General features: G+C 63.3%; 17 protein-coding genes. 10 read left to right on the top strand and 7 right to left on the bottom strand.

Annotation, left to right across the window (positions count from 1 at the left end; genetic code table 11):
- Window positions 1-95 precede the first annotated feature (95 nt).
- Window positions 96-2,531 (top strand): DNA topoisomerase (ATP-hydrolyzing) subunit B, encoded by a 2,436-nt coding sequence (gyrB, locus tag ACMGE0_RS18980; protein WP_436817435.1) that lies wholly within the window; start codon window positions 96-98, stop codon window positions 2,529-2,531.
- Between the two features lie 146 nt (window positions 2,532-2,677).
- On the opposite strand, the gene ACMGE0_RS18975 is transcribed toward gyrB, so the two are convergent.
- Entirely contained in the window at window positions 2,678-3,277 is a 600-nt protein-coding gene (locus ACMGE0_RS18975; protein ID WP_436817434.1) for a nitroreductase family protein, read from the bottom strand.
- Window positions 3,278-3,435: 158 nt separating this feature from the next.
- On the opposite strand from ACMGE0_RS18975, the gene ACMGE0_RS18970 reads away from it, so the two are divergent.
- The 9 genes from ACMGE0_RS18970 (at window position 3,436) to ACMGE0_RS18930 (ending at window position 12,972) form a co-directional block, all read left to right on the top strand.
- Complete coding sequence (locus tag ACMGE0_RS18970; protein WP_436817433.1) at window positions 3,436-4,278, top strand: fumarylacetoacetate hydrolase family protein; 843 nt, start codon at window positions 3,436-3,438, stop codon at window positions 4,276-4,278.
- A gap of 296 nt (window positions 4,279-4,574) precedes the next feature.
- Entirely contained in the window at window positions 4,575-5,858 is a 1,284-nt protein-coding gene (locus ACMGE0_RS18965; RefSeq protein ID WP_436817432.1) for a polyhydroxyalkanoate depolymerase, read from the top strand.
- 147 nt (window positions 5,859-6,005) lie between these two features.
- Window positions 6,006-6,428, top strand: a complete 423-nt coding sequence (locus ACMGE0_RS18960; protein WP_436817431.1) for a DUF2852 domain-containing protein — start codon at window positions 6,006-6,008, stop codon at window positions 6,426-6,428.
- 91 nt (window positions 6,429-6,519) lie between these two features.
- On the top strand, window positions 6,520-7,281 hold the full coding sequence (locus tag ACMGE0_RS18955; protein WP_436817430.1) for a M48 family metallopeptidase: 762 nt from the start codon (window positions 6,520-6,522) through the stop codon (window positions 7,279-7,281).
- A 641-nt stretch (window positions 7,282-7,922) separates the two neighbouring features.
- Window positions 7,923-8,582: a phosphoribosylanthranilate isomerase gene (locus ACMGE0_RS18950; protein ID WP_436817429.1), complete on the top strand. Its 660-nt coding sequence runs from the start codon at window positions 7,923-7,925 to the stop codon at window positions 8,580-8,582.
- Between the two features lie 11 nt (window positions 8,583-8,593).
- Window positions 8,594-9,814 (top strand): tryptophan synthase subunit beta, encoded by a 1,221-nt coding sequence (gene trpB, locus ACMGE0_RS18945; RefSeq protein WP_436817428.1) that lies wholly within the window; start codon window positions 8,594-8,596, stop codon window positions 9,812-9,814.
- 1 nt (window position 9,815) lies between these two features.
- Complete coding sequence (gene trpA / locus ACMGE0_RS18940; RefSeq protein ID WP_436817427.1) at window positions 9,816-10,655, top strand: tryptophan synthase subunit alpha; 840 nt, start codon at window positions 9,816-9,818, stop codon at window positions 10,653-10,655.
- 39 nt (window positions 10,656-10,694) lie between these two features.
- Entirely contained in the window at window positions 10,695-11,585 is an 891-nt protein-coding gene (gene accD, locus ACMGE0_RS18935) for an acetyl-CoA carboxylase, carboxyltransferase subunit beta (RefSeq protein WP_436817426.1), read from the top strand.
- A gap of 34 nt (window positions 11,586-11,619) precedes the next feature.
- Complete coding sequence (locus tag ACMGE0_RS18930) at window positions 11,620-12,972, top strand: bifunctional folylpolyglutamate synthase/dihydrofolate synthase (RefSeq protein ID WP_436817425.1); 1,353 nt, start codon at window positions 11,620-11,622, stop codon at window positions 12,970-12,972.
- Between the two features lie 108 nt (window positions 12,973-13,080).
- On the opposite strand, the gene trxA is transcribed toward ACMGE0_RS18930, so the two are convergent.
- From trxA to ACMGE0_RS18900, 6 genes are all read right to left on the bottom strand, one after another.
- Window positions 13,081-13,401, bottom strand: coding sequence for a thioredoxin (gene trxA / locus ACMGE0_RS18925; protein ID WP_436817424.1), 321 nt, complete (start codon window positions 13,399-13,401; stop codon window positions 13,081-13,083).
- A 73-nt stretch (window positions 13,402-13,474) separates the two neighbouring features.
- The gene (gene addA / locus ACMGE0_RS18920; RefSeq protein WP_436817423.1) at window positions 13,475-17,017 is read right to left on the bottom strand and encodes a double-strand break repair helicase AddA; all 3,543 of its coding nucleotides are present in this window, start codon (window positions 17,015-17,017) and stop codon (window positions 13,475-13,477) included.
- Complete coding sequence (gene addB / locus ACMGE0_RS18915) at window positions 17,010-20,228, bottom strand: double-strand break repair protein AddB (protein ID WP_436817422.1); 3,219 nt, start codon at window positions 20,226-20,228, stop codon at window positions 17,010-17,012. The genes addA and addB overlap by 8 nt, the downstream gene beginning before the upstream one ends.
- Entirely contained in the window at window positions 20,228-20,962 is a 735-nt protein-coding gene (locus ACMGE0_RS18910; protein WP_436817421.1) for a nucleotidyltransferase family protein, read from the bottom strand. The genes addB and ACMGE0_RS18910 overlap by 1 nt, the downstream gene beginning before the upstream one ends.
- Window positions 20,963-20,983: 21 nt before the next feature.
- A complete protein-coding gene (tsaE, locus tag ACMGE0_RS18905) occupies window positions 20,984-22,495 on the bottom strand; it encodes a tRNA (adenosine(37)-N6)-threonylcarbamoyltransferase complex ATPase subunit type 1 TsaE (RefSeq protein WP_436817420.1) in 1,512 nt (503 codons plus the stop codon).
- On the bottom strand, window positions 22,492-25,071 hold the full coding sequence (locus tag ACMGE0_RS18900) for a PAS domain-containing sensor histidine kinase (protein ID WP_436817419.1): 2,580 nt from the start codon (window positions 25,069-25,071) through the stop codon (window positions 22,492-22,494). Before ACMGE0_RS18900 ends, tsaE begins: the two co-directional genes overlap by 4 nt.
- Window positions 25,072-25,185 lie beyond the last annotated feature (114 nt).

Raw genomic sequence — 25,185 nt, 5'->3', positions numbered from 1 at the left:
AACCTTTAGAAACCGCCCCGATTTCCCTATATTCTAAGGGTGGAATGGCCGGTGATTCGCTTAACCGGCATCTCAAACGAATTGGAAGATAATTGATGACCGATACACCCGTCAGCGAGAATGGCGCGAGTGCCGAATATGGTGCCGACTCGATCAAGGTTCTGAAGGGCCTCGATGCCGTCCGCAAGCGTCCCGGCATGTATATCGGCGATACCGACGACGGCTCCGGCCTGCATCACATGGTCTACGAAGTGGTCGACAACGCGATCGACGAGGCGCTGGCCGGCCATGCCGACCTGGTGACCGTCACGCTCAATCCGGATGGTTCCGTCACCGTGACCGACAACGGCCGCGGCATCCCGACGGCTATCCATAGCGGCGAGGGTGTCTCGGCCGCCGAAGTCATCATGACCCAGCTGCATGCGGGCGGCAAGTTCGACCAGAATTCCTACAAGGTCTCCGGCGGCCTGCACGGCGTCGGCGTCTCCGTCGTCAATGCGCTTTCCGTCTGGCTGAGGCTGCGCATCCGCCGCGATGGCAAGATCCACGAGATCTCCTTCACGCATGGCGTTGCCGATGAGCCGCTCAAGGTGGTCGGCGAATATGAGGGCCGCTCGGGCACCGAGGTCACCTTCCTCGCCAGCCCTCAAACCTTCACGATGACCGAGTATGACTACAACACGCTCGAGCATCGCCTGCGCGAACTGGCCTTCCTGAACTCTGGCGTCAGAATCCGGCTCACGGACAAGCGTAAGCCGGATATCAAGGAGGAGGAGATGATCTATGACGGCGGCCTTGAGGCCTTCGTCCGTTATCTCGACCGTTCCAAGAAGCCGCTCGTCGATAAGCCGGTCGCCATCAAGGGTGAGAAGGACGGCATCACCGTGGAGGTGGCCATGTGGTGGAACGACAGCTACCACGAAAACGTGCTCTGCTTCACCAACAACATCCCGCAGCGGGACGGCGGCACGCATATGGCCGGTTTCCGCGGCGCGCTGACGCGTCAGGTCACGTCCTATGCCGAGACTTCCGGCATCACCAAGAAGGAAAAGGTTACGCTGCAGGGCGAAGACTGCCGTGAAGGCCTGACCGCCGTCTTGTCGGTAAAGGTGCCGGATCCGAAATTCTCCTCGCAGACCAAGGACAAGCTGGTTTCCTCGGAAGTCCGCCCCGTGGTCGAAAGCCTTGTGAACGAGGCGCTGAACACCTGGTTCGAGGAACATCCGAGCGAAGCCAGGGTCCTGGTCGGCAAGGTAGTGGAAGCCGCCGTCGCTCGCGAGGCGGCGCGCAAGGCGCGCGAACTGACCCGCCGCAAGGGCGTTCTCGACATCGCCTCGCTTCCCGGCAAGCTCGCCGATTGCTCCGAGCGCGATCCGGCCAAGTCCGAACTCTTCCTTGTCGAGGGTGATTCCGCAGGCGGCTCCGCCAAACAGGGCCGTTCGCGTGAGAACCAGGCGATCCTTCCGCTGCGCGGCAAGATTTTGAATGTCGAGCGCGCCCGTTTCGACAAGATGCTGTCGAGCCAGGAAATCGGAACGCTGATCACCGCGCTCGGCACCTCGATCGGCAAGGACGAGTTCAACGCCGACAAGCTGCGATACCACAAGATCATCATCATGACGGACGCGGACGTCGACGGCGCCCATATCCGCACGCTGCTCCTGACCTTCTTCTTCCGCCAGATGCCGGACCTGATCGAGCGCGGCCACATCTATATCGCCCAGCCGCCGCTCTATAAGGTCACTCGCGGCAAATCGATCCAGTATCTCAAGAACGAGGCGGCGCTGGAGGAATACCTGATCAGCATGGGTCTCGAAGAGGCCACCCTGACGCTTGGCTCCGGCGAAGTGCGCGCCGGCCAGGACCTTCGCGAGGTCATCCAGGACGCGCTGCGGCTTCGCTCGCTGGTCGAGGGCCTGCATTCCCGCTACAGCCGCTCGATCATCGAACAGGCGGCGATCGCCGGCGCGTTGAACCCGGAACTGACGGACAACCGCGAGCGCGCCCAGCAGACGGCCGATGAGGTCGCCCGCCGTCTCGACATGATCGCGGAAGAAACCGAGCGCGGCTGGTCGGGCCACGTGACGGGCGAGGGCGGCTTGCGCTTCGAGCGCATGGTGCGCGGCGTCCGCGAAGTCGCGGTCCTCGACGTGGCGCTGATCGGTTCGGCGGATGCCCGCCATATCGACCAGATGACGGCGCGCCTGCAGGAAATCTATCACACGCCGCCGGTTCTTGCCCGCAAGGACGGCGAGCAGGAAATTTCCGGTCCGCGGGCACTGCTCGACTCGATCTTCGCGTCAGGCCGCAAGGGTCTTTCGATGCAGCGCTACAAGGGCCTCGGCGAGATGAATGCCGAGCAGCTTTGGGAAACGACGCTCGACCCGAACGTCCGCTCGCTGCTGCAGGTGAAGGTGAACGACGCGACCGATGCCGACGGCCTCTTCTCGCGCCTGATGGGCGACGAGGTCGAGCCGCGCCGCGAGTTCATCCAGGACAATGCGCTGAGCGTCGCCAACCTCGATATTTAAAGCATCCTCGGGCTTGTCCCGAGCACGACGGAAGAAAACAAAAGCGGCAGTCCTCGTGACCGCCGTTTTTGCTTGTCCAGCAAAAAATGTTTCACGTGAATCTTTCCTGTGGATATGGATTCACGTGAAACACATCTGGAAGAACCTCAAGGTTCGCCGGTGAATTTTCCCTCGAAGGCGATTTCGGAAACCGGCTTCCGCTTGCTCGGCACTTCCCGTTCCCTGAGGTCGTCAGGCAGGGTGCTCTTGTCGGCGATCCGGCCGATCGCCGCCGCCGCTTCGACGCGATATCCCTCGGGGAGGCCGAGCGCTTCGACGGCCTTCTCCTTGTCGAACCCTTCCATGCCATGCGCATGGTACCCGAGCTTCATCGTCTGGCAGATGACCGAGAACCAGGCCGCACCCGTATCGTAGGAATGGGTATAGGCGGGCTTCCGTTCGCCGTCCTTCGAAACCTGATAAGTCTTCGAGACGACGAACATCAGCGCCGCCGCATTTTTCGCCCAGCGCTGATTTCCGGGGCTCAGGATATCGACGAGAACAGGAAACGAGGGCGTGCCGCGCAATGCGTAGATGAACCGCCAGGGCTGGTTGTTGCCGGAGGAAGGTGCCCAATGGGCGGCATCCAATATGGTCAGCATCGTCTCCCGGGTGATCGTCTCGTCGGTAAAGGCGCGCGGCGACCAGCGATCCAGGAAGAAGACGTCGATCGGAAATTCCGAGTCGCGGGTATTGCTGCTGGTCATGGCATCCTCTTGAAATCGCTGTTGCCGGTCTGGCCGGGAAGAAGAGAATAGGCCGGTTTGCCCCCTTGGCAACAGATGCTTCGTGCCGACGCAGAACGGGGGTGACAAGCCGGGAGGCTTGCTCCATAAAACTCTCCGACGAAGTGGAGGGACATCCTTTGAAATTGATGCGCGTTGGCGAGCCGGGCCATGAAAAACCGGCAATTCTGGACGGCAAAGGCAAGATCCGCGATCTTTCCGGCCATGTGGCCGATATCGCCGGCACGGGGATTTCCCCGGAAGGCCTGGCGAAGATCGCCGCTCTCGATCTGGAAAATCTGCCGGAACTGCAGCCGGTCCGCATAGGCCCCTGCGTCGCCGGCACCGGCAAGTTTATCTGCATCGGCCTCAACTATTCCGACCATGCCGCCGAGACGGGCGCCACTGTCCCCCCGGAGCCGATCATCTTCATGAAGGCGACGTCGGCCATCTGCGGCCCGAACGACGACGTGATCATCCCGCGCGGGTCTGTGAAGACCGACTGGGAGGTGGAACTCGGCGTCGTTATCGGCAAGACCGCGAAATATGTCTCCGAAGCCGATGCACTGGATTATGTTGCCGGCTACTGCCTGACCAACGACGTTTCTGAACGTGCCTTCCAGGCGGAGCGCTCCGGACAGTGGACCAAGGGCAAGTCCTGCGATACGTTCGGGCCGATCGGCCCCTGGCTTGTCACCAAGGACGAGGTCGCCGACCCGCAGAACCTCGGCATGTGGCTCACCGTCAACGGCGAAAAGATGCAGAACGGCTCGACCCGCACCATGGTCTACGGCGTCCGTTATCTGGTCTCCTATCTCAGCCAGTTCATGTCGCTGCATCCGGGGGACGTCATCTCCACCGGCACGCCGCCGGGCGTCGGTCTCGGCATGAAGCCGCCCCGCTATCTCAAGGCCGGAGATGTCGTCGAGCTCGGCATCGAAGGTCTCGGCACCCAGCGCCAGACCTTCGTGGCTGACCTTTGACGTTGCGAAAGTGCGCAAAACAAATAACCTGTAAGCGGCTGCAGGATCCGTGTCTCCGGCGGACACGGGTCCTTAACCACCCTTGGAAGGCGGAACTTTAAGCCTTAAATGTCATTGTAAGGATACCGGATCATCCGGGCGTCCGTTCATTCTTCCCTCGGCAAACCAAGCCGGTATCTCCTCATATGTTGCACCGCAGTAAAAAAGTGCTAGCTTATCCCGCAATTGCTGCTGAACCGATCGGTTCGATGTCTCTGTCGAATACGTTGTCGGAAATCACGAGAGGTGGCACTTCGATGTTCTATCAGCTCTACGAGATGAACCATGCCGCCATGGCGCCGTTCCGCGCCGCGGCGGATGCCATGCGATTCTTCTACGCCAATCCGCTCAATCCGGTGTCGCAGACCGAGTTCGGCCGTACGCTGTCTGCGGGCCTCGAGGTCTTCGAGCGCGTGACGCGCCGTTACGGCAAGCCGGAATTCGGCCTTCCCGAAACTGTCGTTGACGGCCAGCCCGTGGCGGTCACGGAGGAGATTGTCTGGAAAAAGCCTTTCTGCAATCTCCTGCATTTCCGCCGCGACCTGCCGGCCGGCCGGGCTGCGGACCAGAAGATCCTGATCGTGGCGCCCATGTCGGGCCACTATGCGACGCTGCTGCGCGGCACCGTGGAAGCGCTTCTGCCGCATGCGGATGTCTACATCACCGACTGGATCGATGCCCGCATGGTGCCGGTCACCGACGGCCGGTTCGATCTTGACGACTACATCGACTACGTCATCGAGATGACGCATGTCATCGGTGCCGGCACGCATGTCATCGGCGTCTGTCAGCCCTCCGTGCCGGTTCTGGCGGCCGTGGCGGTGATGGAGTCCCAGCGGGATTCGATGCTGCCGGCCTCGATGATCCTCATGGGCGGCCCGATCGATACCCGCATCAATCCGACGGCCGTCAACAGGCTGGCGGAAGAGCATCCGCTCGAATGGTTTCGCGACAATGTCGTCATGAATGTGCCGTGGCCGCATTCGGGCTTCATGCGCCGCGTCTATCCGGGTTTCCTGCAATTGTCCGGCTTCATGTCGATGAACCTCGACCGGCACCTGATCGCCCATAAGGAATTCTTCGAACACCTGGTCCAGAACGACGGCGAGTCCGCCGAAAAGCACCGCGACTTCTACGACGAATATCTGGCGGTCATGGACCTGACGGAGGAATTCTATCTCCAGACGGTCGATACGGTCTTCATCAGGCATTCCCTGCCCAAGGGCGAGATGATGCACCGGGTCACGCCGGTCGACACCAGGGCGATCCGCCATGTGGCGCTGCTGACGATCGAAGGCGAGAACGACGATATCTCCGGCCTTGGCCAGACCAGGGCGGCGCAGACCATCTGCCCGAACATTCCGGAAGACATGCGCATGCATTACATGCAGCCCGATGTCGGCCATTACGGCGTCTTCAACGGCTCCCGTTTCCGCCGCGAGATCGCCCCGCGCATCGTCGCCTTTATTCAGAAACACGCCAGGGCGCAGGCAAGAAAAACGCCGGTCAAGCGGGTCATCAAAGGCGGCAAGACCGGCTGATTGACTGGAATTCTGCAAATTCCGGCTTTGATATCAGCACTTTCACCGATTTAATGTTCCGTCTTCTTGAAGGCGGATCATGGTCTCACCAAATCGGATTCAGTCGGGCTGGCATGTGGCCACCCGCAGAACTTCAGGGTGTGACCTATGAACCAGTCAGCATTGATTCGTCCGGATTGGACGCCGGCCACCATCGCTCTCATGGTGCTCGGTTTCGTGGTCTTCTGGCCTCTGGGCCTGGCCATGCTCGCCTATATCCTCTTCGGGGAAAGGCTCCGCGGCTTCAAGCGCGATGCGAATGATCGCGCCGACCGCATGTTCGCCGGCTGCCGTCGCGCGGGCCGTCGCTACAATACGCATTTCTCCACCGGCAACGTCGCCTTCGACGATTGGCGCAAGGCCGAGCTGGAGCGCCTCGAGGAAGAGCGCCGCAAGCTCGACGAGATGCGGGAAGAGTTCGACAATTACGTCCGCGAGCTTCGCCGTGCCAAGGACCAGGAAGAATTCGACCGCTTCATGCGCGAGCGCAGGAACCGTCCTTCCGGCGAAAACCCGGTCGTGGATCTGTAACGGGCGGTTTGGATTCACGTGAAACGTGATCGTGAGCCGGCGTCTTGGGGCGCCGGCTTTTTTATGTCGGGGAATCGGCTAAAAGGGGTTCATGTTCGCGCTTCTGAAAAAGCCTGTCCGTTCGAAATCGAGACCGCTCGAAACGGTGAAGCGCACTCTTCATGTCGGCAATCGGGCGATGCCCCTGACGATCCGGGAAAACCGCCGCGCCACCCGCATCACGCTCAGGATCGAGCCGGGCGGCCGGGCGCTCAATCTCACGGTGCCGGCAGGGCTGCGAAAGGGCGAGATCGACGATTTCCTCGACCGGCATCAGGGCTGGCTGCTCACCAAGCTCGCCAAGTTCTCCACCGACAACCCGATCCGGCCCGGCGGCCACATTCCCTTCCGTGGCACGCCCCACCGCATCGAGCATACCGGCACCTTGCGCGGGCTGACCGAGGCGGTTGTGATTGACGGCAAGCCGGTGCTGCGGGTGAGCGGCCTTGAGGATCACATGGGCCGCCGGCTTTCCGCCTTCCTCAAAAAGGAGGCGCGCAGGGATATCGAGGCCCTGGTCGCCCGCCACGCCGCCGCCATCCGTCATCCGGTCGCTTCCATCACCATGAAGGATACCCGCAGCCGCTGGGGTTCCTGCTCCTGGGACGGAAACTTGAGCTTTTCCTGGCGCATCGTCATGGCGCCGCCGCTGGTGATCGATTACCTCGCGGCGCACGAGGTGGCGCATCTGAAGGAGATGAACCACGGCCCGAAATTCTGGGCGCTCTGCAGGGAGCTCTGCCCGCGCATGGAAGAGGCCCGCAAATGGCTGAGGCAGCACGGCTCGCAGTTGCACGCGATCGATTTTGAGTGAAGATCACAAGCGGCTGACCTCCCCATCAAGGCAATGGCTTGCAGATCTATGCCATGGTTGTTTGAGGAAGCCCGTGCCCCCATCCGATCTCCCCCCTTGAGGGGGAGATGCCCGGCAGGGCAGAGGGGGGTGACGTGAGACAAATCAATGCCTTGAAAAAATCGACAGAAAAAATCGCCTCCGTTCATCCCCGCCCTGCAAACCCGTGCCATGCTTTGCCCGTTCCGTTTCGGCTACACCGGATGCGCATCGCCGGCGAGACGGGACCGGTGCCCTGGCGGTCTGCCGTTGATGCAGGCGGGTTGTCGGGGGCTGCGCAGAAAATGGTCCCCCTCCCGTCTTAAGGCGGGGCGTGCGTGTGTCGCACACAACCCGGTATGGCATCCGCAAGGACATAAGACCATACCGCCGCAGAGGGACCGGAGTTGCGCGGAAAAACTGACCGAACGGGACACGTCGCGTGTCACATATAAAAATTCAATACGAGGCACACGACGTGTCCCGGCCGAACAAAAACAACCGAGATCGCCAAGGGGTGACTCTATCCATCTTTGTTCGCGTGCCATAAGTTTTCGGCCATCTTCGAGCGGCGGCAAGGATTTGCCTCGACTCCGGCAAGATTTCGTGCCACTCCGCACGTCATGAAACCTGACATCAAAATCTGCGGTTTGAAGACGCCCGAGGCTGTCGATCGCGCGGTGGCGCGGGGCGCCACGCATATCGGTTTCATCTTCTTTTCCAAAAGCCCGCGCAACATCGATCCGGATGTTGCCGGCGAGCTTGCCGACCGCGTTCGCGGCCGGGTGAAGATCGTCGCGGTGACGGTCGATGCCGGTGAAGAGGAACTCGACGACATCGTCTCGCTGCTGCGGCCCGATATCCTGCAGCTCCACGGCAATGAAAGCCCGGAACGGGTGCTGCACGTGAAGGCGCTATACGGCCTGCCGGTCATGAAGGTTTTTTCGGTTCGGGAAGCCGGCGATCTCGATCGGATCGATCCCTATATCGGCGTCGCCGACCGTTTCATGTTCGACGCCAAGGCGCCCAAAGGTTCGGAACTGCCCGGCGGCAATGGCGTTTCCTTCGACTGGGGCCTGATGGCCTCGCTTGACGAGAGCGTGGATTACATGCTTTCCGGAGGATTGAACAAGGATAATGTCGCTCTTGCGCTCGCGTCCACGAAGGCAAGGGGTATCGATACCTCGTCCGGTGTGGAAAGCGCGCCGGGCGTCAAGGACCTTGGAATGATCGATGCGTTTTTCGATGCCGTGGCGGCCGCCACGGTGCGCAAGGGCGCGTGAGGGAGTTAAGAGTGAACCAGACGCCAATACCCAATTCGTTCCGATCCGGCCCCGATGAGGACGGCCGTTTCGGCATTTTCGGCGGGCGCTTCGTCGCCGAAACGCTGATGCCGCTGATTTTGGAGCTGCAGGGCGAATGGGAAAAGGCGAAGAACGATCCGGCCTTCCAGAAGGAACTGGCTGAGCTCGGCACTCATTACATCGGCCGTCCGAGCCCGCTTTATTTCGCCGAACGCCTGACCGAACATCTCGGCGGCGCGAAGATCTACTTCAAGCGCGAAGAGCTGAACCACACCGGCTCGCACAAGATCAACAATTGCATCGGCCAGATCCTGCTGGCGAAGCGCATGGGCAAGACCCGCATCATTGCCGAGACCGGCGCCGGGCAGCACGGCGTGGCTTCCGCGACGGTCTGCGCCCGTTTCGGCTTCCCCTGCGTCGTCTATATGGGCGCCACCGACGTCGAGCGCCAGGCGCCGAACGTCTTCCGCATGAAGCTCCTGGGCGCCGAAGTGAAGCCGGTCACCGCCGGCAGCGGCACGCTGAAGGACGCCATGAACGAGGCGCTGCGCGACTGGGTCACCAATGTCGAGAACACCTATTACCTGATCGGCACCGCTGCCGGCCCGCATCCCTATCCGGAAATGGTCCGTGATTTCCAGGCGGTCATCGGTCAGGAAGCCCGCGCGCAGATTCTCGAAGCGGAAGGGCGGCTGCCCGATCTCGTCGTCGCGGCCGTCGGCGGCGGTTCGAACGCGATCGGCATCTTCCATCCCTTCCTGGATGACGAAAGCGTGCAGATCGTCGGCGTCGAGGCGGGTGGCCGCGGCCTCGAAGGCGTCGAGCATTGCGCTTCGATTACCGCAGGCAGCCCGGGCGTGCTGCATGGCAACCGGACCTATCTCCTGCAGGATCATGACGGACAGATTCTTGAAGGCCATTCGATCTCCGCCGGCCTCGATTATCCGGGCATCGGGCCGGAGCACAGCTGGCTACATTCCATCGGCCGCGTCGAATACGTTCCGATCATGGATCAGGAAGCGCTCGACGCATTCCAGACCCTGACCCGTCTCGAAGGCATCATCCCGGCGCTGGAGGCGAGCCACGCGATCGCCGAAGTCATCAAGCGGGCGCCGAAGATGCGCAAGGACCAGATCATCGTGATGAACCTCTCCGGTCGCGGCGACAAGGACATCTTCACGGTCGGCAAGATTCTCGGAGTGGAACTCTGATATGACAGCTCGTATGGACAATCGTTTCGCGGCTCTCAAGTCCGAGGGCCGTCCCGCCCTGATCACCTATTTCATGGGCGGCGATCCGGATTTCGACACCTCGCTCGGCATCATGAAGGCACTTCCGGCAGCCGGCGCCGATATCATCGAGCTCGGCATGCCCTTTTCCGATCCGATGGCGGATGGCCCGGCCATCCAGATGGCCGGCCAGCGCGCGCTGAAGGGCGGCCAGACGCTGGGCCGGACGCTCGACCTCGCCCGCAAATTCCGCGAGGGCGACAACGAGACGCCGATCGTCATGATGGGCTACTACAATCCGATCTATATCTACGGCGTCGAGAAGTTCCTGGACGACGCGATCGCCGCCGGCATCGATGGCCTGATCGTCGTCGATCTGCCGCCGGAAATGGATGACGAGCTCTGCATCCCGGCGCTTGCGAAGGGCATCAACTTCATCCGCCTCGCGACGCCGACCACCGACGACAAGCGCCTGCCGGCGGTTCTCAAGAACACGTCCGGCTTCGTCTATTACGTCTCGATGACAGGCATCACCGGGTCCGCCCTGCCGGATCCGTCGCTGGTCTCCGGTGCCGTCAACCGCATCAAGGGCCACACGAACCTCCCGGTCTGCGTCGGCTTCGGCGTCAAGACGGCCGATCATGCGAAGGCGATCGGTGCCGCGGCCGATGGCGTCGTGGTCGGCACGGCAATCGTCGCCCAGATCGCCGGCAGCCTGACGAAGGACGGAAAGGCCGGCCCGGATACGGTCGCTTCCGTTGCGACCCTGGTAAGGGGTCTTGCGACCGGCGTGCGGGCCGCGCGCCTTGTTGCCGCCGAATAGTTTCCCACATAAGGCAGGGTTTAACTCGGAGTACGCCAAGTGAACTGGATCACCAATTACGTCCGGCCGCGCATCAACTCCATGCTGGGCCGCAGGGAAGTCCCGGAGAATCTCTGGATCAAGTGCCCGGAAACCGGGGAGATGGTCTTCCACAAGGATCTGGAAGAGAACAAATGGGTCATTCCGGCCTCCGGATACCATATGAAGATGCCGGCCAAGGCGCGCCTGACCGACCTTTTCGATGGCGGCGTCTATGAATCGCTGCCGCAGCCGAAGGTGGTTCAGGATCCGCTGAAATTCCGTGATTCGAAGCGATATATCGACCGCCTCAAGGACAGCCGCACCAAGACCGAGCAGGAAGACACGATTCTGGCCGGCATCGGTCAGGTTCGGGGCGTGAAGCTCGTCGCCGTCGTGCATGAGTTCAACTTCATCGGCGGCTCGCTCGGGCTTGCGGCCGGCGAGGCGATCGTAAAGGCCTGCGAAAGGGCCGTCGCGGAAAAATGCCCGCTGGTCATCTTCCCGGCTTCCGGCGGCGCGCGCATGCAGGAAGGCATTCTGTCGCTGATGCAGCTTCCGCGCACCACGGTCGCGGTCGACATATTGAAGGAAGCGGGCCTACCCTACATCGTCGTGCTGACCAATCCGACGACCGGCGGCGTCACGGCCTCCTATGCCATGCTGGGCGATATCCATATCGCCGAGCCGGGTGCGGAAATCGGCTTTGCCGGCAAGCGGGTCATCGAGCAGACGCTGCGCGAAAAGCTTCCCGAGGGCTTTCAGACTTCGGAATACCTGCTGGAGCACGGCATGGTCGATATGGTCGTGAAGCGCCACGACATTCCGGCGACGCTCGCCAAGCTTCTGAAGATGCTGACGAAACAGTCCGTTCGGGAAGCGCTTCCGGTGCCCGTTGCCGCCAGCGCATGATAAAGGCTGAGCCATCGAGGGACGGAGCGGCGGGATGACCACTATGAATGAAGCCGCGGCAAGCGAAGCCGAAAAGGAAATCGAGCACCTGATGACCCTTCACCCGAAGGGTTTCGATATGTCGCTCGACCGGATTTCGCGGCTTCTGGAAGTTCTCGGCAATCCTCATCTGAAACTGCCGCCCGTGATCCATGTGGCCGGCACGAACGGCAAGGGTTCCGTGACCGCCTTCTGCCGCGCGCTCCTCGAAGCGGGCGGCTATTCGGTCCATGTCGATACTTCGCCGCACCTGGTCAACTGGCATGAGCGGTATCGGATCGGAGTGAAGGGTGGCCGGGGCCAGCTCGTCTCGGATGCCGATCTTGCCGATGCGCTGCGCCGGGTGGGGGAGGCGAATGCCGGCCAGACGATCACCGTCTTCGAAATCCTGACGGCCGTCAGCTTTCTGCTTTTCTCCGAGAAGCCGGCGGATGCCGTGATCCTGGAAGTCGGCATGGGCGGGCGTTTCGATTCCACCAACGTCGTCCCCGATCCGGCCGTCTCGGTCATCATGCCGATCTCGCTCGATCATCAGGCCTATCTCGGAGACCGGGTGGAGCTGATTGCCGCCGAAAAGGCCGGCATCATGAAGCGTGGCCGGCCGGTCGTGATCGGCCAGCAGGAGTTCGACGCCGCCCGCGAGGTGCTGGTTTCGACCGCCGAAAGGCTCGGCTGTCCGACGTCCGTCTACGGTCAGGATTTTTCGGCGCATGAGGAGTTCGGCCGACTGCTCTATCAGGACGAATTCGGCCTTGCCGACCTTCCGCTGCCGAGGCTGCCCGGCCGGCATCAATATGCCAACGCCGCCGCCGCCATCCGGGCGGTCAAGGCGGCGGGCTTCACCGTCACCGAAGCCGTGATGGAAAAGGCGATGACGATGGTCGAATGGCCCGCCCGCCTGCAACGTCTGACGGAAGGCAATCTGCTGCAATACGCGCCGGCGGGTGCCGAAATCTGGGTGGATGGCGGTCATAATCCCGGTGCCGGCGAGGTGATCGCCGAAGCCATGGTGGCCTTCGAGGAACGCCAGCCGAGGCCGCTCTACATCATTGCCGGGATGATCAATACGAAAGACCCCGTCGGTTACTTCCGCGCCTTCGCGGATATCGCCGAACATGTCTTCACCGTGAGGATCCGCGGCAGCGAGGCGGCGCTGGATCCCGTGGCTCTCGCCCATTCGGCCTTCGATGCCGGGCTTGTCGCCGAGCCGGCGGGCTCGATTGCGGAAGCGTTGCAGGAAATCACCCGCAGGCAGTTGCCAGATGCCCTGCCCCCCCGGATCCTGATCGGCGGCTCGCTTTATTTCGCCGGCAATGCGCTCGCCGACAACGGCACGCCGCCGACGTGACCGGATAAGTCAGAAAAGGTGTGAGGTGAATTTCCGCCGATCGGACAAATAAAAAACCCGGCTGCAGGGAGACAGCCGGTTTTTTACGAGGTCATGCTACTAACAAAATCATGCGGCGCTGGAAATCCAGGCCGAAAGGGCAGTCTTCGGAGCGGCGCCGACCTTGATATCGGCCACTTCGCCACCCTTGAACATGGCGAGCGTCGGGATCGAGCGCACGCCGAACTGGGCAGCGAGTTCCGGGTTTTCGTCGATATTCAGCTTTGCGACCTTCACCTTGCCGGCGAGTTCGGTGGCGATTTCCTCAAGGCTCGGAGCGATCATCTTGCACGGGCCGCACCATTCGGCCCAGAAATCCACGATGACCGGTTCGGCGGAGTTGAGGACCTCGGCCTGGAAATTGCTGTTATCGACCTTAACGGTAGCCATGGGGCTCTCCTTCACGATTCTCTGTTGATCCAAATGTGAGGCCGGCGCTCAAAGTTTTCAATGGCCTGTCATCTCACTTTGTTTTGAGTTCCGCAAGCGAACGTGACAGGAGTTCCGGCGGCAGCGCGATCACCTCGGCCGATTCGGTGTAGACAAGCACGCATTCGGAGGTCTTTCCGGGATAAAGCGGCTTGAGGATTTCGCGATAGATGGCGAGCTGGGCACGATGCGACAGCGGCACCTCTTCCGCCCGCTTCGGCGGTACGCGGTTGGTCTTGTAGTCGAGGATGACGACTTGGGTCTCCGTCACCACCAGCCGGTCGATACGGCCGGAGATCGCATAATTCTTTCCTTCGAGCGTCAGCGTGCCCATGATCGAGACTTCCGACTGGCTCCGCTCGGAAAAGATCGGCGCGAGCTCTTCATGGGCAAGCACGGACATGACAGAGGCAACGAGGTTCTCCCGCTCCGCTGCCGGCCAGAAGCGGGCGGTGCGTTCGGCATAACGCCGGGCTGCCGCCTCCCGTTCGGGCCCGGAAAATTCCGTCAGCATCTGCAGCATGCGATGGACGAGCTTGCCTTTCTGAAGCGCAAGGCCGGCATTCTGCTTCTCCCCGAACAGCGGCGAGGTGACGATCAGGTCGTCCACCTCGTCCTCGATCATCGTGCCGGCACCGGAAGGGGAAAGCGGCCGCGGCAGCATCTTTTGAACCGGCAAGGGACGGGAAAGGGCAGGGGGCAGGAGCGGTTTCCCATCTGGCGCAGCCTGCTTATGCTCCGCCGTCGCAACACGGGTGGAGGAAACAGGCAGCCGCCATTGGAAGCCGGCCCACTCGCCATCCGGCCCGCTGAATCGCGCCGGGCGGCAACGGTGCTCGTCCGCGGCAAGCGCCTTGGAGATCATCGCCTGCCAGGTATCGGGATTTTCCCGGGTTCCCCGGTAGCCGCAGACGATCAGCCGGTCGGCGGCACGGGTCATGCCGACATAGAGCAGCCGGCGATATTCCTCCTCGGTCGATTTCCTGATCCGCTCGTCATCGGTCGCGGTCATGGCATTGCTCAGCGCCTTGCCCGGCACCCAGGCGGGGATTTCCTCGTTGCCGATCCGAAGCAGCCGGAATTTCGGCACATGCGAGGAGATGAAGGCTTTCGATCCGCTGTCGACCAGGAAGACGACCGGCGCCTCCAGACCCTTGGAAGCATGCACGGTCATGATCCGAACTTCGTTGCGGCCGCCGTCCTGTTCGCGCTTCACCTCCGGCGATTCGAGCTCCAGCGTCGAAATAAAAGCCTGCAGGCCCGGCAGGCCATTGGTCTCGTGGTCGAGCGCGAAGGTCAGGAATTCGTCCAGGATATCGCCTGCCTCGGTGCCGAGCCGGCCGAGGAATTTCCGCCGGCCGCCATATTGCCCGAGAATGCGGGCAAAGAGATCGTGCGGGCTGAGCTGTCGCGAAAGAACCAGAAGGTGTTGCAAACGCTCCGCCGCGTCGCGGAAGCGCAAGGGCTGTTCGTCGGCTAATCGGTTGAGCTGCGTCCAGGCGCTCGCATTGTCCGCTCGCAAAGCCGCGACCTCGAAGACGTCCTCTTCGGCAAGGTTGAAAAGCGGGCTTTTCAGCAATGCCGCCAGCGAAAGATCGTCCTGCGGCAGAGCCAGGAAACGGCCGAGCGCCAGAAGGTCCTGCACGGCGATATGGCTCGTCAGCCGCAGCCGGTCGGCCCCGGCGACGGGGATGTTGTCGCGCCGTTTCAAAGCCCGGGTCAGCGCATTGACGAAGGCATCGCGTTTCCGGACGAGCACGAGAATGTCGCCCGGTTCGATCGGCCGTTCCACGCCCTTTTCGATCACCGTTTCCTTACCGACCATCTCGCCGATCCGGTTGGCGATGCGGCTGGCGAGAACGGCGGACGGCGCCTTGTCCGGCGTGGCGTCGAAGGGCGCGGTCCAATCCTCTTCCTGTTCCGAAACCTCCGGCACCACCACGTCCCAGAGATCGACGGCGCCCGGATGGCCGATGCGGTTGGAACGGTGCTGCACCGGTTCGCCGAGCGCAGAGAGCCCCTTGGCGTTTTCTTCCAGCGAGAAGACCTGGTCGACGGCGGCAAGCACGTCGGCCGTCGAGCGGAAGGAGAGCGGCAACCGTACCGGATGGAAAGGCTGGCCGCTTGCCCTCACCCGCTTTTCGGTCTCGCTGCGCTCCTCTGCGAACCGCTCCGGCCGGGCGCCTTGGAAGGAATAAATCGACTGTTTCTCATCCCCGACCGCGAATATGGTGCGGCGCGTCTCGCGGGCGCTGGTGCCGGAATAGAAATCTTCCGCCAGCGACTTGATCACCGTCCACTGGATGGGGCTGGTGTCCTGCGCCTCGTCGACAAGGATATGGTCGATGCCCTGATCGAGCTTGTAATGCACCCAGGCGCCGACGCCGTCGCGGGTGAGGAGATCGGCCGTGCGGGCGATCAGGTCCTCGAAGTCGAGCAGGCTGCGTTGCTTCTTCAGGTCCTCGTAGTCGTCGTTGAGCCGCCGGGCGAGCGTCAGCGCCGCCCTGGTGGCGGCAAGCATCCGCGCAAGCCGCAGCCGGTCGCGGCATGTGAGAACATGGGAGCGGGCGGCGTCGATCGCGCCGGCCAGTTCCGGCGCCGTGGTCACCATGGCTTTGGCGACGAGAGAACTATCCGCTTTCGGCTTGCCCTCGCGGGTCAGAAAGATCTGGTCGAGAGACTGGGCGCGCTTGAAGACATCCGGTTCCTTGGCGATCATCCGAAGCCCATAGGCGACCTCCGTGACTTTCGATCCCCCTTTCTCGGCGGCAAGTGCGAGATAGAGGTCGAGCGTCAGACCGGAAAGGCCAGGCAGCGGCCAATAGCCGGCGGCTATGCTCTCCTCCGTATCGGCCGGATCGAGACCGAAGGCGCGCTTCAATTCGATGCCGATGCCGCCATGCCGTTCCGCATGGACGACGAAGCGGCGGATAGCCGTGCGGTTGGCGATGATATCGGAGAGCAGCGTTTCAAGCCCGGATTCGTCGCCGAGATCGAGCGCATGCGCGAAGGCTTCGGCGAGTTCCGGATCGTCTTCCGCAGACGTTGCGGTCAGCAGCGAACGCCGTGCTTCGGCAAGCAGGGCCGAGGCGGCGCGGTCGTCGAGCACCGCGAAATGTCCCGCGACATTGGCCTCCAGCGGAAACTGGTGCAGCAGCGCCTCGCAGAAGGCGTGGATCGTCTGGATCTTCAAGCCGCCCGGCGTTTCCAGCGCCTTGGCGAAAAGGCGCCGCGCTTCGGCGAGCTTGAAGACATCCGGGTCGGAACCCTCGATCGCGGCGATCTTCTTGCGGAGCTCGTCGTCGGAAAGCACCGTCCATTCGGAAAGCCTCTGAAAGACGCGGTTCGACATTTCCGATGCCGCGGCCTTGGTATAGGTGAGGCAGAGAATGGAGGAAGGCCGGCAGCCGGAAAGCAGCAGCCGGATGACGCGCTGAGTCAGCACATGCGTCTTGCCGGAGCCGGCGTTGGCCGAGACCCAGGCGGAGCTCACCGGATCGGAGGCGAGCGATTGCTGCACCGTCGTCCAGTTGATCCATCTGATCGGATCGTCGTCTTCCGGGAGGAGATCATTCATCCGCTTCGGCCTCCCCGTCATCGTCGGCCGTCGACCATTCCGCCACCCGGGCGAGATGATCGTATTCGCCGCCGAAATCGCCCTGCATGAAAGGGATCAGCCGCGACGCGAAGCCGGCTTCGCCGTTGCGCAGCGTGACGACGAAGCGGGTCAGCTGCTCGAGCGATTCCTGCGCCAGGTCGAGGGCGGATTTGGGCTGGCGCTTGGCGGTCGCGGAGAAATCTTCGTTGTTGATCCTTTCCGCCTTGAAACGATCGCCCGGCCTCAGCCGGACATAGACGAGGTCGCCCGGCGTCAGGGAACCGGCGTCCCGGAACGCTCCTGCCTGCAGGGCAGCCGCTTCCAGGGCGAGCTGCGGATCGAGCAGCGCCCGCGCCTGCGAGACGGAGGGGCTGAGGCCTGTCTTGTAATCCACGAGATCGGCGAGCCCCGAACCCTTGATGTCGATGCGGTCGGCAATCCCGGTGACGCGGATGCCGGCGGGCTCCACCTCCCACCCGGCACCCACCTCGGTCAGCGTCTTGCGGATATCCGGCGCGCGCTCCGCCTCCCAGTCGAGGAAGGCACGCGCGACCTGCCAAAAGCGCGGCCGCCACACGCGGTCGATGTGCGGGGGCAATTGCTCCGCGTCGAAAAGCTCTTGCGCGATCCGCCGCATCGCTTCCTGCGCCGCCGGCGAGCCGGGCTTGTGGCCCTCGCGCGTATAGCGGTCGATGATCGCGTGATAGAGCGTGCCGCGTTCGGAGGCGCCGGGATCGCGGTTGAAGGGATCGAGCGGATCGAGCTTCAGGATGCGCCGGGCGTAGACCGAATAGGGGTCGCGGCGCAGCCGGCCCACTTCGCTGAAGGAATAGCTCTTCGGCTGTAGTTCCGCAGGCGGCTTTGGTGCTGGTCTTTTAGCCGGCTGCTGGTTTTCGCCCATGTCGATCGCCAGGGCCCATTGGCGATACAGCTCGCCACGGGATTTGAGCGCGTCGGCGAGCGGTTTGCCGCCGAGCGCCAGCAGCCTTTGCAGCCAGCGCGAGGCGACGGTCGGCGTCGAGCCCTGCCGCAGCGAGCGGGACAGGATGAGATGCCGCGTGCCGCAGGCCATCTCGAAATCGTGGGCGAGCTGACCGATCCGCCGCTCCGGCGGTTCGAGGCCCATATCCGTCTTCATCGTGCGGGAGAGGAACGGGTTGTTGACGGTCTGGCCCGGCCAGGATCCCTCGTTCAGGCCCCCGAGGATCATCGTATCGACGCTCTGCAGCCGCGCTTCCAGCGTGCCGAAGATGAAGACGCGCGGGTGGCTGAGCGAACGGGGTTTCACCGCCTCGCCGGTCGTCAGCGCCATGACGATGTCGATCCATTGCGGACCGTCCGCCTCCATCTGCCCTTCGGTCCCGATGACTTCGGAGAGCAGCCCGGCCAGTCTTTCGCCGGCCTCGCCGGACCAGAGGGCGGCAAGATTGTCGCGTTCGTCGATGGCGATCGCTTCCAGCGCCCGGCCGGTGCGTTCCGCCCAATCGGCGAGCGTCAGCTTCGTGGTCAGGCCGCGGCCATCCGGCCGGCGGCGCACGAGAGCGGAAGCGAGCGGTTCGGCGGCCTTTGCCAGCCGCCGGGCGAGGTCCCGGGCCCCGTCCGCCGCATCCTCCGGCAGCGACAGCCGCCAATGCGGCGGGTGCCTGTCCCCGCGCTGCGCGGCAAGCTGTTCGTCCAGCAGCGGTTCCAGCGCGGAAATGTCCATGTCGCCGGTGCCGCCGCGGAGCGCCAGCACTTCCAGCGCTTGCACTGCCTGCTGCAACTCGGCCGCCGGCAAACCGAGGCGCAGCAGGGGATGCTTGAGCAAGCCGGCGATCGCCACCGGATCTCCGGGTCTCAGCGTCGCTTCGAGAAGAAGCTGAGTGAGCGTGCCTTGCGGCGTTCCGGAGAGAGCTGAGCCGGCCGAATCGTCGGCGACGATGCCGAAGCGGGCGAGTTCGGCGGTGACCCGGCGGGCCAGCGCGCGGTCCGGCGTGATCAGCGCCGCCTGGGTTTCGCCGCCGTCCTTCCCCGGTTGTTCGAGCGCCAGACGCAACGCAATCGCTATGGCGACCGCCTCCTCGCGTTCGTTCGCAGCCTCGATGAGCGAGACATCGGCAAAGGCCTGGCCGAGGAGCTGGGGATCGGCGGCCTCCCGCCACGTGCTCCAGCGGTCGGTGGCCTTGGCCGGCACCAGCGCCTGGGAAATCGCTTCGGCCCGGAAGGCGAGGTCGGAGGGCACATCACCCAGCGTCTCGACGTCTTCGCGCGTCACTTCCAGTTTCCGCAGCAGCCGCGACAGGCCGAATTGCGGATGGCTGCGGCTCGCCGGCTCCAGCTTGCCGCCCGGAGCTTCCTCGCCGATCATCGCCCATTGATCGGCCGGCATGGAAAGGTCGAGGCCCGGCAGCACGACGGCGCCGTTCGGCAGCCGGGAAATGGCGGCGATCAGATCGGATGCCGCAGGCACCGAACCGGTCGAGCCGGCGACGATGACGGGACCCTTGTGATGCCGGGAAGCGATGCGCCGGGCTTCGCCGCGCAGGATCGCCGCCTGATGTTTTGCCGGCGAGGAACGGCGCAGCTCCTCAAGCCTTGCCGGCCAGTAGGCGCTGGCGATCGACAGGAACTCGGCGGTCAATTGCCACCAGAGCGCATGTTCGCCGGTATCGAGCTTCTTCAGATCGGTCCAGTCGCGCTCTTCCGTCTCGACGGCGTCGATCAGTTCGGCGAGCGCCCGGGCGAGCCAGATGGCGTCGGCGGGGCTCGCCGGCGCCACGAGCGGCGATTCCGAATGAACGTCGAGGACGATCTTCGGAAGCTGGTTGCGCCAGGCGAGGATCAGTTGCCCGAGCTCCAGAAGCCGGGCCGTGCCGCCGATCGGCAGCGCCAGGTCCATTTCCTCGGGCGCCACGAGATCGAAATAGCCGCTGTCGTCATCCGTTTCGCCGAGCGGGCGGATGACCGGCAGGATGGCGGATCGCCCGCCGAGGCGATCGACGAATTCCGAGCGCAGCACGCGGGCGGAGCGGCGGGTCGGCACGAAGATCGTCACATCGGCAAGCGCCAGGTGATCGGAAAGCGGATCGGAGGGATCGTATCGGAAGGTCTCGCTGAGCCTGCCATCGCAGAGGGCGGCGGCCACGGTTTTCAGGAACGGCGCCCCGGCGGGAATGGAGAAGACCCGTTTCTGCCGGGCGGACATGGGCATCAGGCCTCCGCCATGTGGCGCGCGATCACCGCCTCGGCTTCCGGCAGCGCTTCCGGCGTGCCGACGGTGATCCAGTGCCCGTCCATCATCAGACCGTAGAGCCGGCCCTTGTCGATCGCCCTGTCGAAGTAGATGTTGAGGTTGAAGGCGCCGGCCGGCGCGTCGTCGAGGAGCGACGAATGCATGACGATAGCGCCGGCATAGACGACGGGATTGTCGCGGCCGTCACGGTAGCGGGAAAGCCGCCCGTCCGGATCGAGCTGAAAGTCCTTTTTGCCGTTATGGCCCGTGGTGCGATCGAGCGGCACGCAGAGCAGCGCCATGTCCATCGCTTCCGGATCGAAGAATTCGGCAAGGCGTTCGAGATTGGTCTTCTTGTCCGGCTTCTCGCCGATCCAGAAGAGGTCGGCATTCATCACATAGGCGAGGCCCGGTTCGAGCAGTTTCAGGCCCTTGGCGAGCCCGCCGCCGGAATTCATCAGCCCCGCCCGCTCGTCGGAGATCAGGATGTCCATGCGCGGATAGGCTTTCAGATGTGCTTCCATCCGGTCCGCGAAATGATGCACGTTGACCGCCGCGCGGGTGACGCCCGAATCGGCCAATGCGTCGAGCGCATAGTCGATCATCGGCCTGCCGGCGACGGGCACCAGCGGCTTCGGCATCCTATCGGTGATCGGACGCAAACGGGTGCCGAGACCCGCAGCGAGCACCATGGCCTGATGAATGGTCGTCATGGTTCCGTTTTAGAGCCCCGCTCACGATTCGGGTAGCTCTATTCCGGCTTTTAGGCACCAATCGCGCAAGGGGGCGAGCGTTTCGTGCTGCAGGGCTGCCGAGAGGTAGCGAAGCGTGCGCGGCATGTGCTTCAGATAGCCCGGCTTGCCGTCGCGCTGCAGCAGCCGCACCCAGAGGCCGGCGAGCTTGCAGTTGCGCTGCGCCGCCATGATCGCCCAGGCTTTCAGGAAGGCCGGCTCATCGAAGGGGCCGAGCGAACGGCGCAGCATCACGTAATCCACCATCATCTGGTCGGCGAGCGGTTTGGGAATGTCCACCCGCGCGTCCTGCACGATCGAGGCGAGGTCATAGGCCGCCGGGCCGATCATCGCATCCTGAAAGTCGATCAGGCCGACGCGCCGCACGCCGGATTCCTGCGGACGCCAGATGATGTTCGGCGAATGGAAATCCCGGAGCAGCAGGTTCTTCTCGGCGCTCTGGAGTTCGCGGATGAGGCCGTCCCAGATCGCCAGATAGTCCTCTCGCTCCTCTTCGGTCGGCTGCGTGCCGCGTTTCCACGGCAGGTGCCAATCGAGGAGAAGCCGCGCCTCCATCTTCATTGCCGTCGGATCGAAATCCGGGATGTGGTGGACGTGTTTTTTTCCGACCGGAAGGTCCTGCTTCATCTCGTGGCTGTGCAGGAAGGCGAGGCAGACGACGCTTTCGCGATACCGCTCCGGGATCGGTTTGCCGTCGGCGTCGAGAACGCCTTCGTCGCCAAGATTCTCGATCAGCAGGATGCCCTGGTCGTAATCCACATGCAGCACCTCCGGCGCCGCAAGCCCGAGTTCGCGCAGGTAGTGGGCGATCGCCACGAAGGGATAGGCATCCTCGGCGAGATGCGCGACCTTCGGATAGGGTTTTCCGTCCAGCACGGCCGGACCTTCCGGCGGCCTCGGCCAGTCCATCAGGATCAGCGTTTCGCCGGCTGCCGTTCCGATGCTCTCATAGGCCCGCAACGAGGCGTCGCCGGTCAGGAAACGTCGGCGCGCGCCCTTGTAGCCATGCTTGTCGAGGAATTCGCGGATCGCCAGTACGCGGCGGATGCGCTTCATCTGGGCTTCCGGTCCGGCAATCGTCACGATCCGGCCATTGGCCTGATGTTCGAACCTGAGCGAAATGCGCGTGTCCGGCAGCAGATCCCCCGCCATTTCAGGCCATTCCACCAGGCATATGCCGTTGGAAAGCGCCTCGTCGAAGCCGAGTTCGTCCAGTTCGGAAGCGTCGCCGATGCGGTAGAGATCGAAATGCGCGACCGGAATCCTGAGGTCGTAGCTCTGCACCAGCGTGAAGGTCGGGCTCGGCACTTCGAGCGCGTCGTCATCGGCGAGTGCCCGCAGAAAGGCGCGCGCAAGCGTCGATTTGCCCGCGCCGAGATCGCCGGAAAGAGCGAGGCAATCGCCCTTCTTGAGCGCGAGCGCCAGATCTTCGCCGAGAAGAACTGTTTCGGCTTCGTCCGCGAGCTTCAGGGTAATGGCCGTATCGCCAGTCATTCTGCGGCGATGGAGCGCGCCGTCGTCGCGCTCGGAATGCGGCAGGTGACGGTCGTGCCAAGGCCCGGCTTGCTGTCGATCGTCACGTCGCCGTGATGCAGGTTCACGAAGCTCTCGACGATCGAGAGGCCGAGCCCCGCGCCGCTGCGCTTGCCGCCCTTGGCGCTGGAGGAGAAGCGGTCGAACACGGTCTTCAGCATGTCTTCCGAAATACCCGGCCCCTTGTCCGTCACGGAGAAGAACACGTCGTCGTGGGTGCGCCAGCAGGTCAGCGTGATGGCGGAACCTTCCGGCGCGAAATTCGCGGCGTTGGTGAGCAGCTTGAGAAGGATCTGCTTCAGCCGCTGATGATCGGCGACGATCGTGCCCAGTCCCGCCGGCGCGGTGATCGCGAGCGTCACGCCGTTCTCGTGCAGCCGGTCGGCGATCTGCATCGCCACGTCGTCGAGCAGGTCGTCGATCGCCAGTTCCGAATAATGGAGCTGCATGATGCCGGCATCGACGGTCGCAAGATCGAGGATGTCGTTGACGATCGTCAGAAGCACGGAGGAAGAGGTGGAGATATGATCCACATATTCCGCCTGCCGGTCGTTCAGCGGACCGACGCCCGGGGTCTTCAGAAGATCGGTGAAGCCGATGATGTTGGTGAGCGGCGAGCGCAGCTCATAGGAAACGTGCTGGACGAAATCGTTCTTGATCTCGTCGGCCTTTCGCAATGCCTCGTTCTTTTCCTTGAGCGCCCGTTCGGCCCTGGCACTCGCGGTCATGTCGACGAAGGTGAGCATTGTCTGGGCGTTCGGCAGCGGGGTCACGGCATAATCGAGGATCAGGCCGGAATAGAGCTCGAACGTCCCCTGCAGCGAGGGGCGCTCGTCGTCGAAATTGGTGAGCATCTGGCCGAAACGGCGCCAGCCGTCCGCCTTGTCGTAGGACGGCGCGCAGGCCGCTTCGATCGCCTTGATATGGGTGCCGGGCTTCGCCTCTTCGGCGGTGATGCCCCAGAGCGCACGGAAAGCGGGATTGGAGAGGCGGATGCGCCCGTCCGGACCGAAGACGGCCACACCTTCGGAAAGATGGTCGATCGTCTCGCCCTGTACTTTCACCAGCGTGTTGTAGCGGGTTTCCAGATCCACCTGCTCGGTCAGGTTCTCGAACACCCAGGTGGCGCCGCCCTGCGGATGGGCGGTGGCGATCACGCGCAGCGTCTGGCCGTTCGGCAGGTGCCAGAGATTGGTCTGGGTTTCCGGCGACCGGTAGACGGAAAGAGCCGTTTCCTTCCAGCTCCGCCAGTTGAGCTGCTCCGGCAGCTTTCCGTCGCTTCGCAGCTTGTCGAGCAGCTCGCTGTTGTCGGGCCGAGATTCCAGGAAGGGAAGGGAGAGATTCCAGAGCTGTACGAAAGCCTGATTGTAGAACTGCAGCCGCCGCTCGCGGTCGAAGATGGCGACCGGCGTCGCCAGATGGTCGAGCGTCTCGGCATGGCTTTTCAGCGTGCGCTTGAGTTCTTCGCGAACCGCCTCCGCCTCGGAAACGTCGGTCGCCATGCCGGCCGAGCCACCGGGCACCACGACATCGACGACGTCGAACATGGTGCGGTTGCCGTGCACCACCGTCGAAATGCGGTCGTGGTAGGGCGACGTGGGCGTCGCCGTCGCGTTGATCTTTTCGCGCGCGATCGTGCCGAGGAACTCGCGCTCTTCCTCGATTGCCTGCATGGGCGTCGCGGCTTCGACCGCATCGCCATAGGCATGGTTCACCCAGGTGAGCCTGCCTTGCGCGTCTCGGCGCCAGACAGGCTGTTCGATGGCGTCGAGCAGCGAATGGAAAAGCGCGATCGAGTGCGTCAGCCGCTCGCGTTCGATCTTCAGCTCCGCAAGCTCGGCGCGGAGATTGTTGAGCGCGATGAAGCGTATGAAGGCCTTGCCGCCGGAAACCCGGCCCTGGACCTCCAGAATCTCCTCGCGGTAGGTCTCGACCACCATATCGAAAGAGCGGGCATGGCTCCGGAGCAGTTCGATCGATTTTTCGAGCTCTCCGGCGGATGTCCCGCGCAGCCAGCGGCCGAAAGCGAGGAAATCGCGATCCTCCTGCGGAGCGCCGGTCTCGGGCGGAAGCTGGCCGAGGAATTCCGGCTTGGAGAAGCCGCTTTCCCAGACGACGATGCGCCGGTTCTTGTCGGCGATCAGCGCCTCGTATTTCGAGATGCGCTGTTGCGCGTCGGAAAGCGCGCTTCGCATTTCCTGGGTCTCGGCTTCCATATTGCCGCGCTGGCGCACCAGCCAGACGGCGGAAAGCAGAGCCGCACCCAGCGCACCGAGGGCCACTGACGAAACGATCACTTCCGTGGAGGAAAAAAGCCGGACGGCCGGATTGCCCGATTGCTGCGCGAGCGCCGCCGTCGCAAGCCCGGAAACGGCTGTTCCCGAAAGGAAGGCGCTGCCGAAGCGCGCAAGGCGGCCGAACCTCCCGGCTGGCGCGCCGCGGTCCGGAGCTCCGGAAGCGGATCGCGCTGCCGGAGCATCAGCTCCGTCGCAAGAGGGATCGGCCTGCTTGAACAGGCTCGTTTTTTTTACCGACATGCCCGGTCTGTCTCCGTCCAATTGCCGCTCATCGACAAGACATACCATTCCGCGCCTTGCCCGGAACCGACGCTCCGGCATGCGCGAATCAACCTCGAAACAATACCTGCTGAG

The sequence above is a fragment of the Neorhizobium descurainiae genome (assembly GCF_051400715.1).
GTDB lineage: Bacteria > Pseudomonadota > Alphaproteobacteria > Rhizobiales > Rhizobiaceae > Neorhizobium.
The sequence above is the reverse complement of the archived record's forward strand: the minus strand, read 5'-3'. Positions and strand labels throughout refer to the sequence as shown.

Excerpts from the sequence above, each read along its gene's own strand:
- gyrB (WP_436817435.1), top strand. The coding sequence starts at position 96 with ATGACCGATACACCCGTCAGCGAGAATGGCGCGAGTGCCGAATATGGT.
- ACMGE0_RS18975 (WP_436817434.1), bottom strand. The coding sequence starts at position 3,277 with ATGACCAGCAGCAATACCCGCGACTCGGAATTTCCGATCGACGTCTTC.
- ACMGE0_RS18965 (WP_436817432.1), top strand. The coding sequence starts at position 4,575 with ATGTTCTATCAGCTCTACGAGATGAACCATGCCGCCATGGCGCCGTTC.
- ACMGE0_RS18960 (WP_436817431.1), top strand. The coding sequence starts at position 6,006 with ATGAACCAGTCAGCATTGATTCGTCCGGATTGGACGCCGGCCACCATC.
- ACMGE0_RS18955 (WP_436817430.1), top strand. The coding sequence starts at position 6,520 with ATGTTCGCGCTTCTGAAAAAGCCTGTCCGTTCGAAATCGAGACCGCTC.
- ACMGE0_RS18950 (WP_436817429.1), top strand. The coding sequence starts at position 7,923 with ATGAAACCTGACATCAAAATCTGCGGTTTGAAGACGCCCGAGGCTGTC.
- trpA (WP_436817427.1), top strand. The coding sequence starts at position 9,816 with ATGACAGCTCGTATGGACAATCGTTTCGCGGCTCTCAAGTCCGAGGGC.
- ACMGE0_RS18930 (WP_436817425.1), top strand. The coding sequence starts at position 11,620 with ATGACCACTATGAATGAAGCCGCGGCAAGCGAAGCCGAAAAGGAAATC.
- trxA (WP_436817424.1), bottom strand. The coding sequence starts at position 13,401 with ATGGCTACCGTTAAGGTCGATAACAGCAATTTCCAGGCCGAGGTCCTC.
- addA (WP_436817423.1), bottom strand. The coding sequence starts at position 17,017 with ATGAATGATCTCCTCCCGGAAGACGACGATCCGATCAGATGGATCAAC.
- addB (WP_436817422.1), bottom strand. The coding sequence starts at position 20,228 with ATGCCCATGTCCGCCCGGCAGAAACGGGTCTTCTCCATTCCCGCCGGG.
- ACMGE0_RS18910 (WP_436817421.1), bottom strand. The coding sequence starts at position 20,962 with ATGACGACCATTCATCAGGCCATGGTGCTCGCTGCGGGTCTCGGCACC.
- tsaE (WP_436817420.1), bottom strand. The coding sequence starts at position 22,495 with ATGACTGGCGATACGGCCATTACCCTGAAGCTCGCGGACGAAGCCGAA.
- ACMGE0_RS18900 (WP_436817419.1), bottom strand. The coding sequence starts at position 25,071 with ATGTCGGTAAAAAAAACGAGCCTGTTCAAGCAGGCCGATCCCTCTTGC.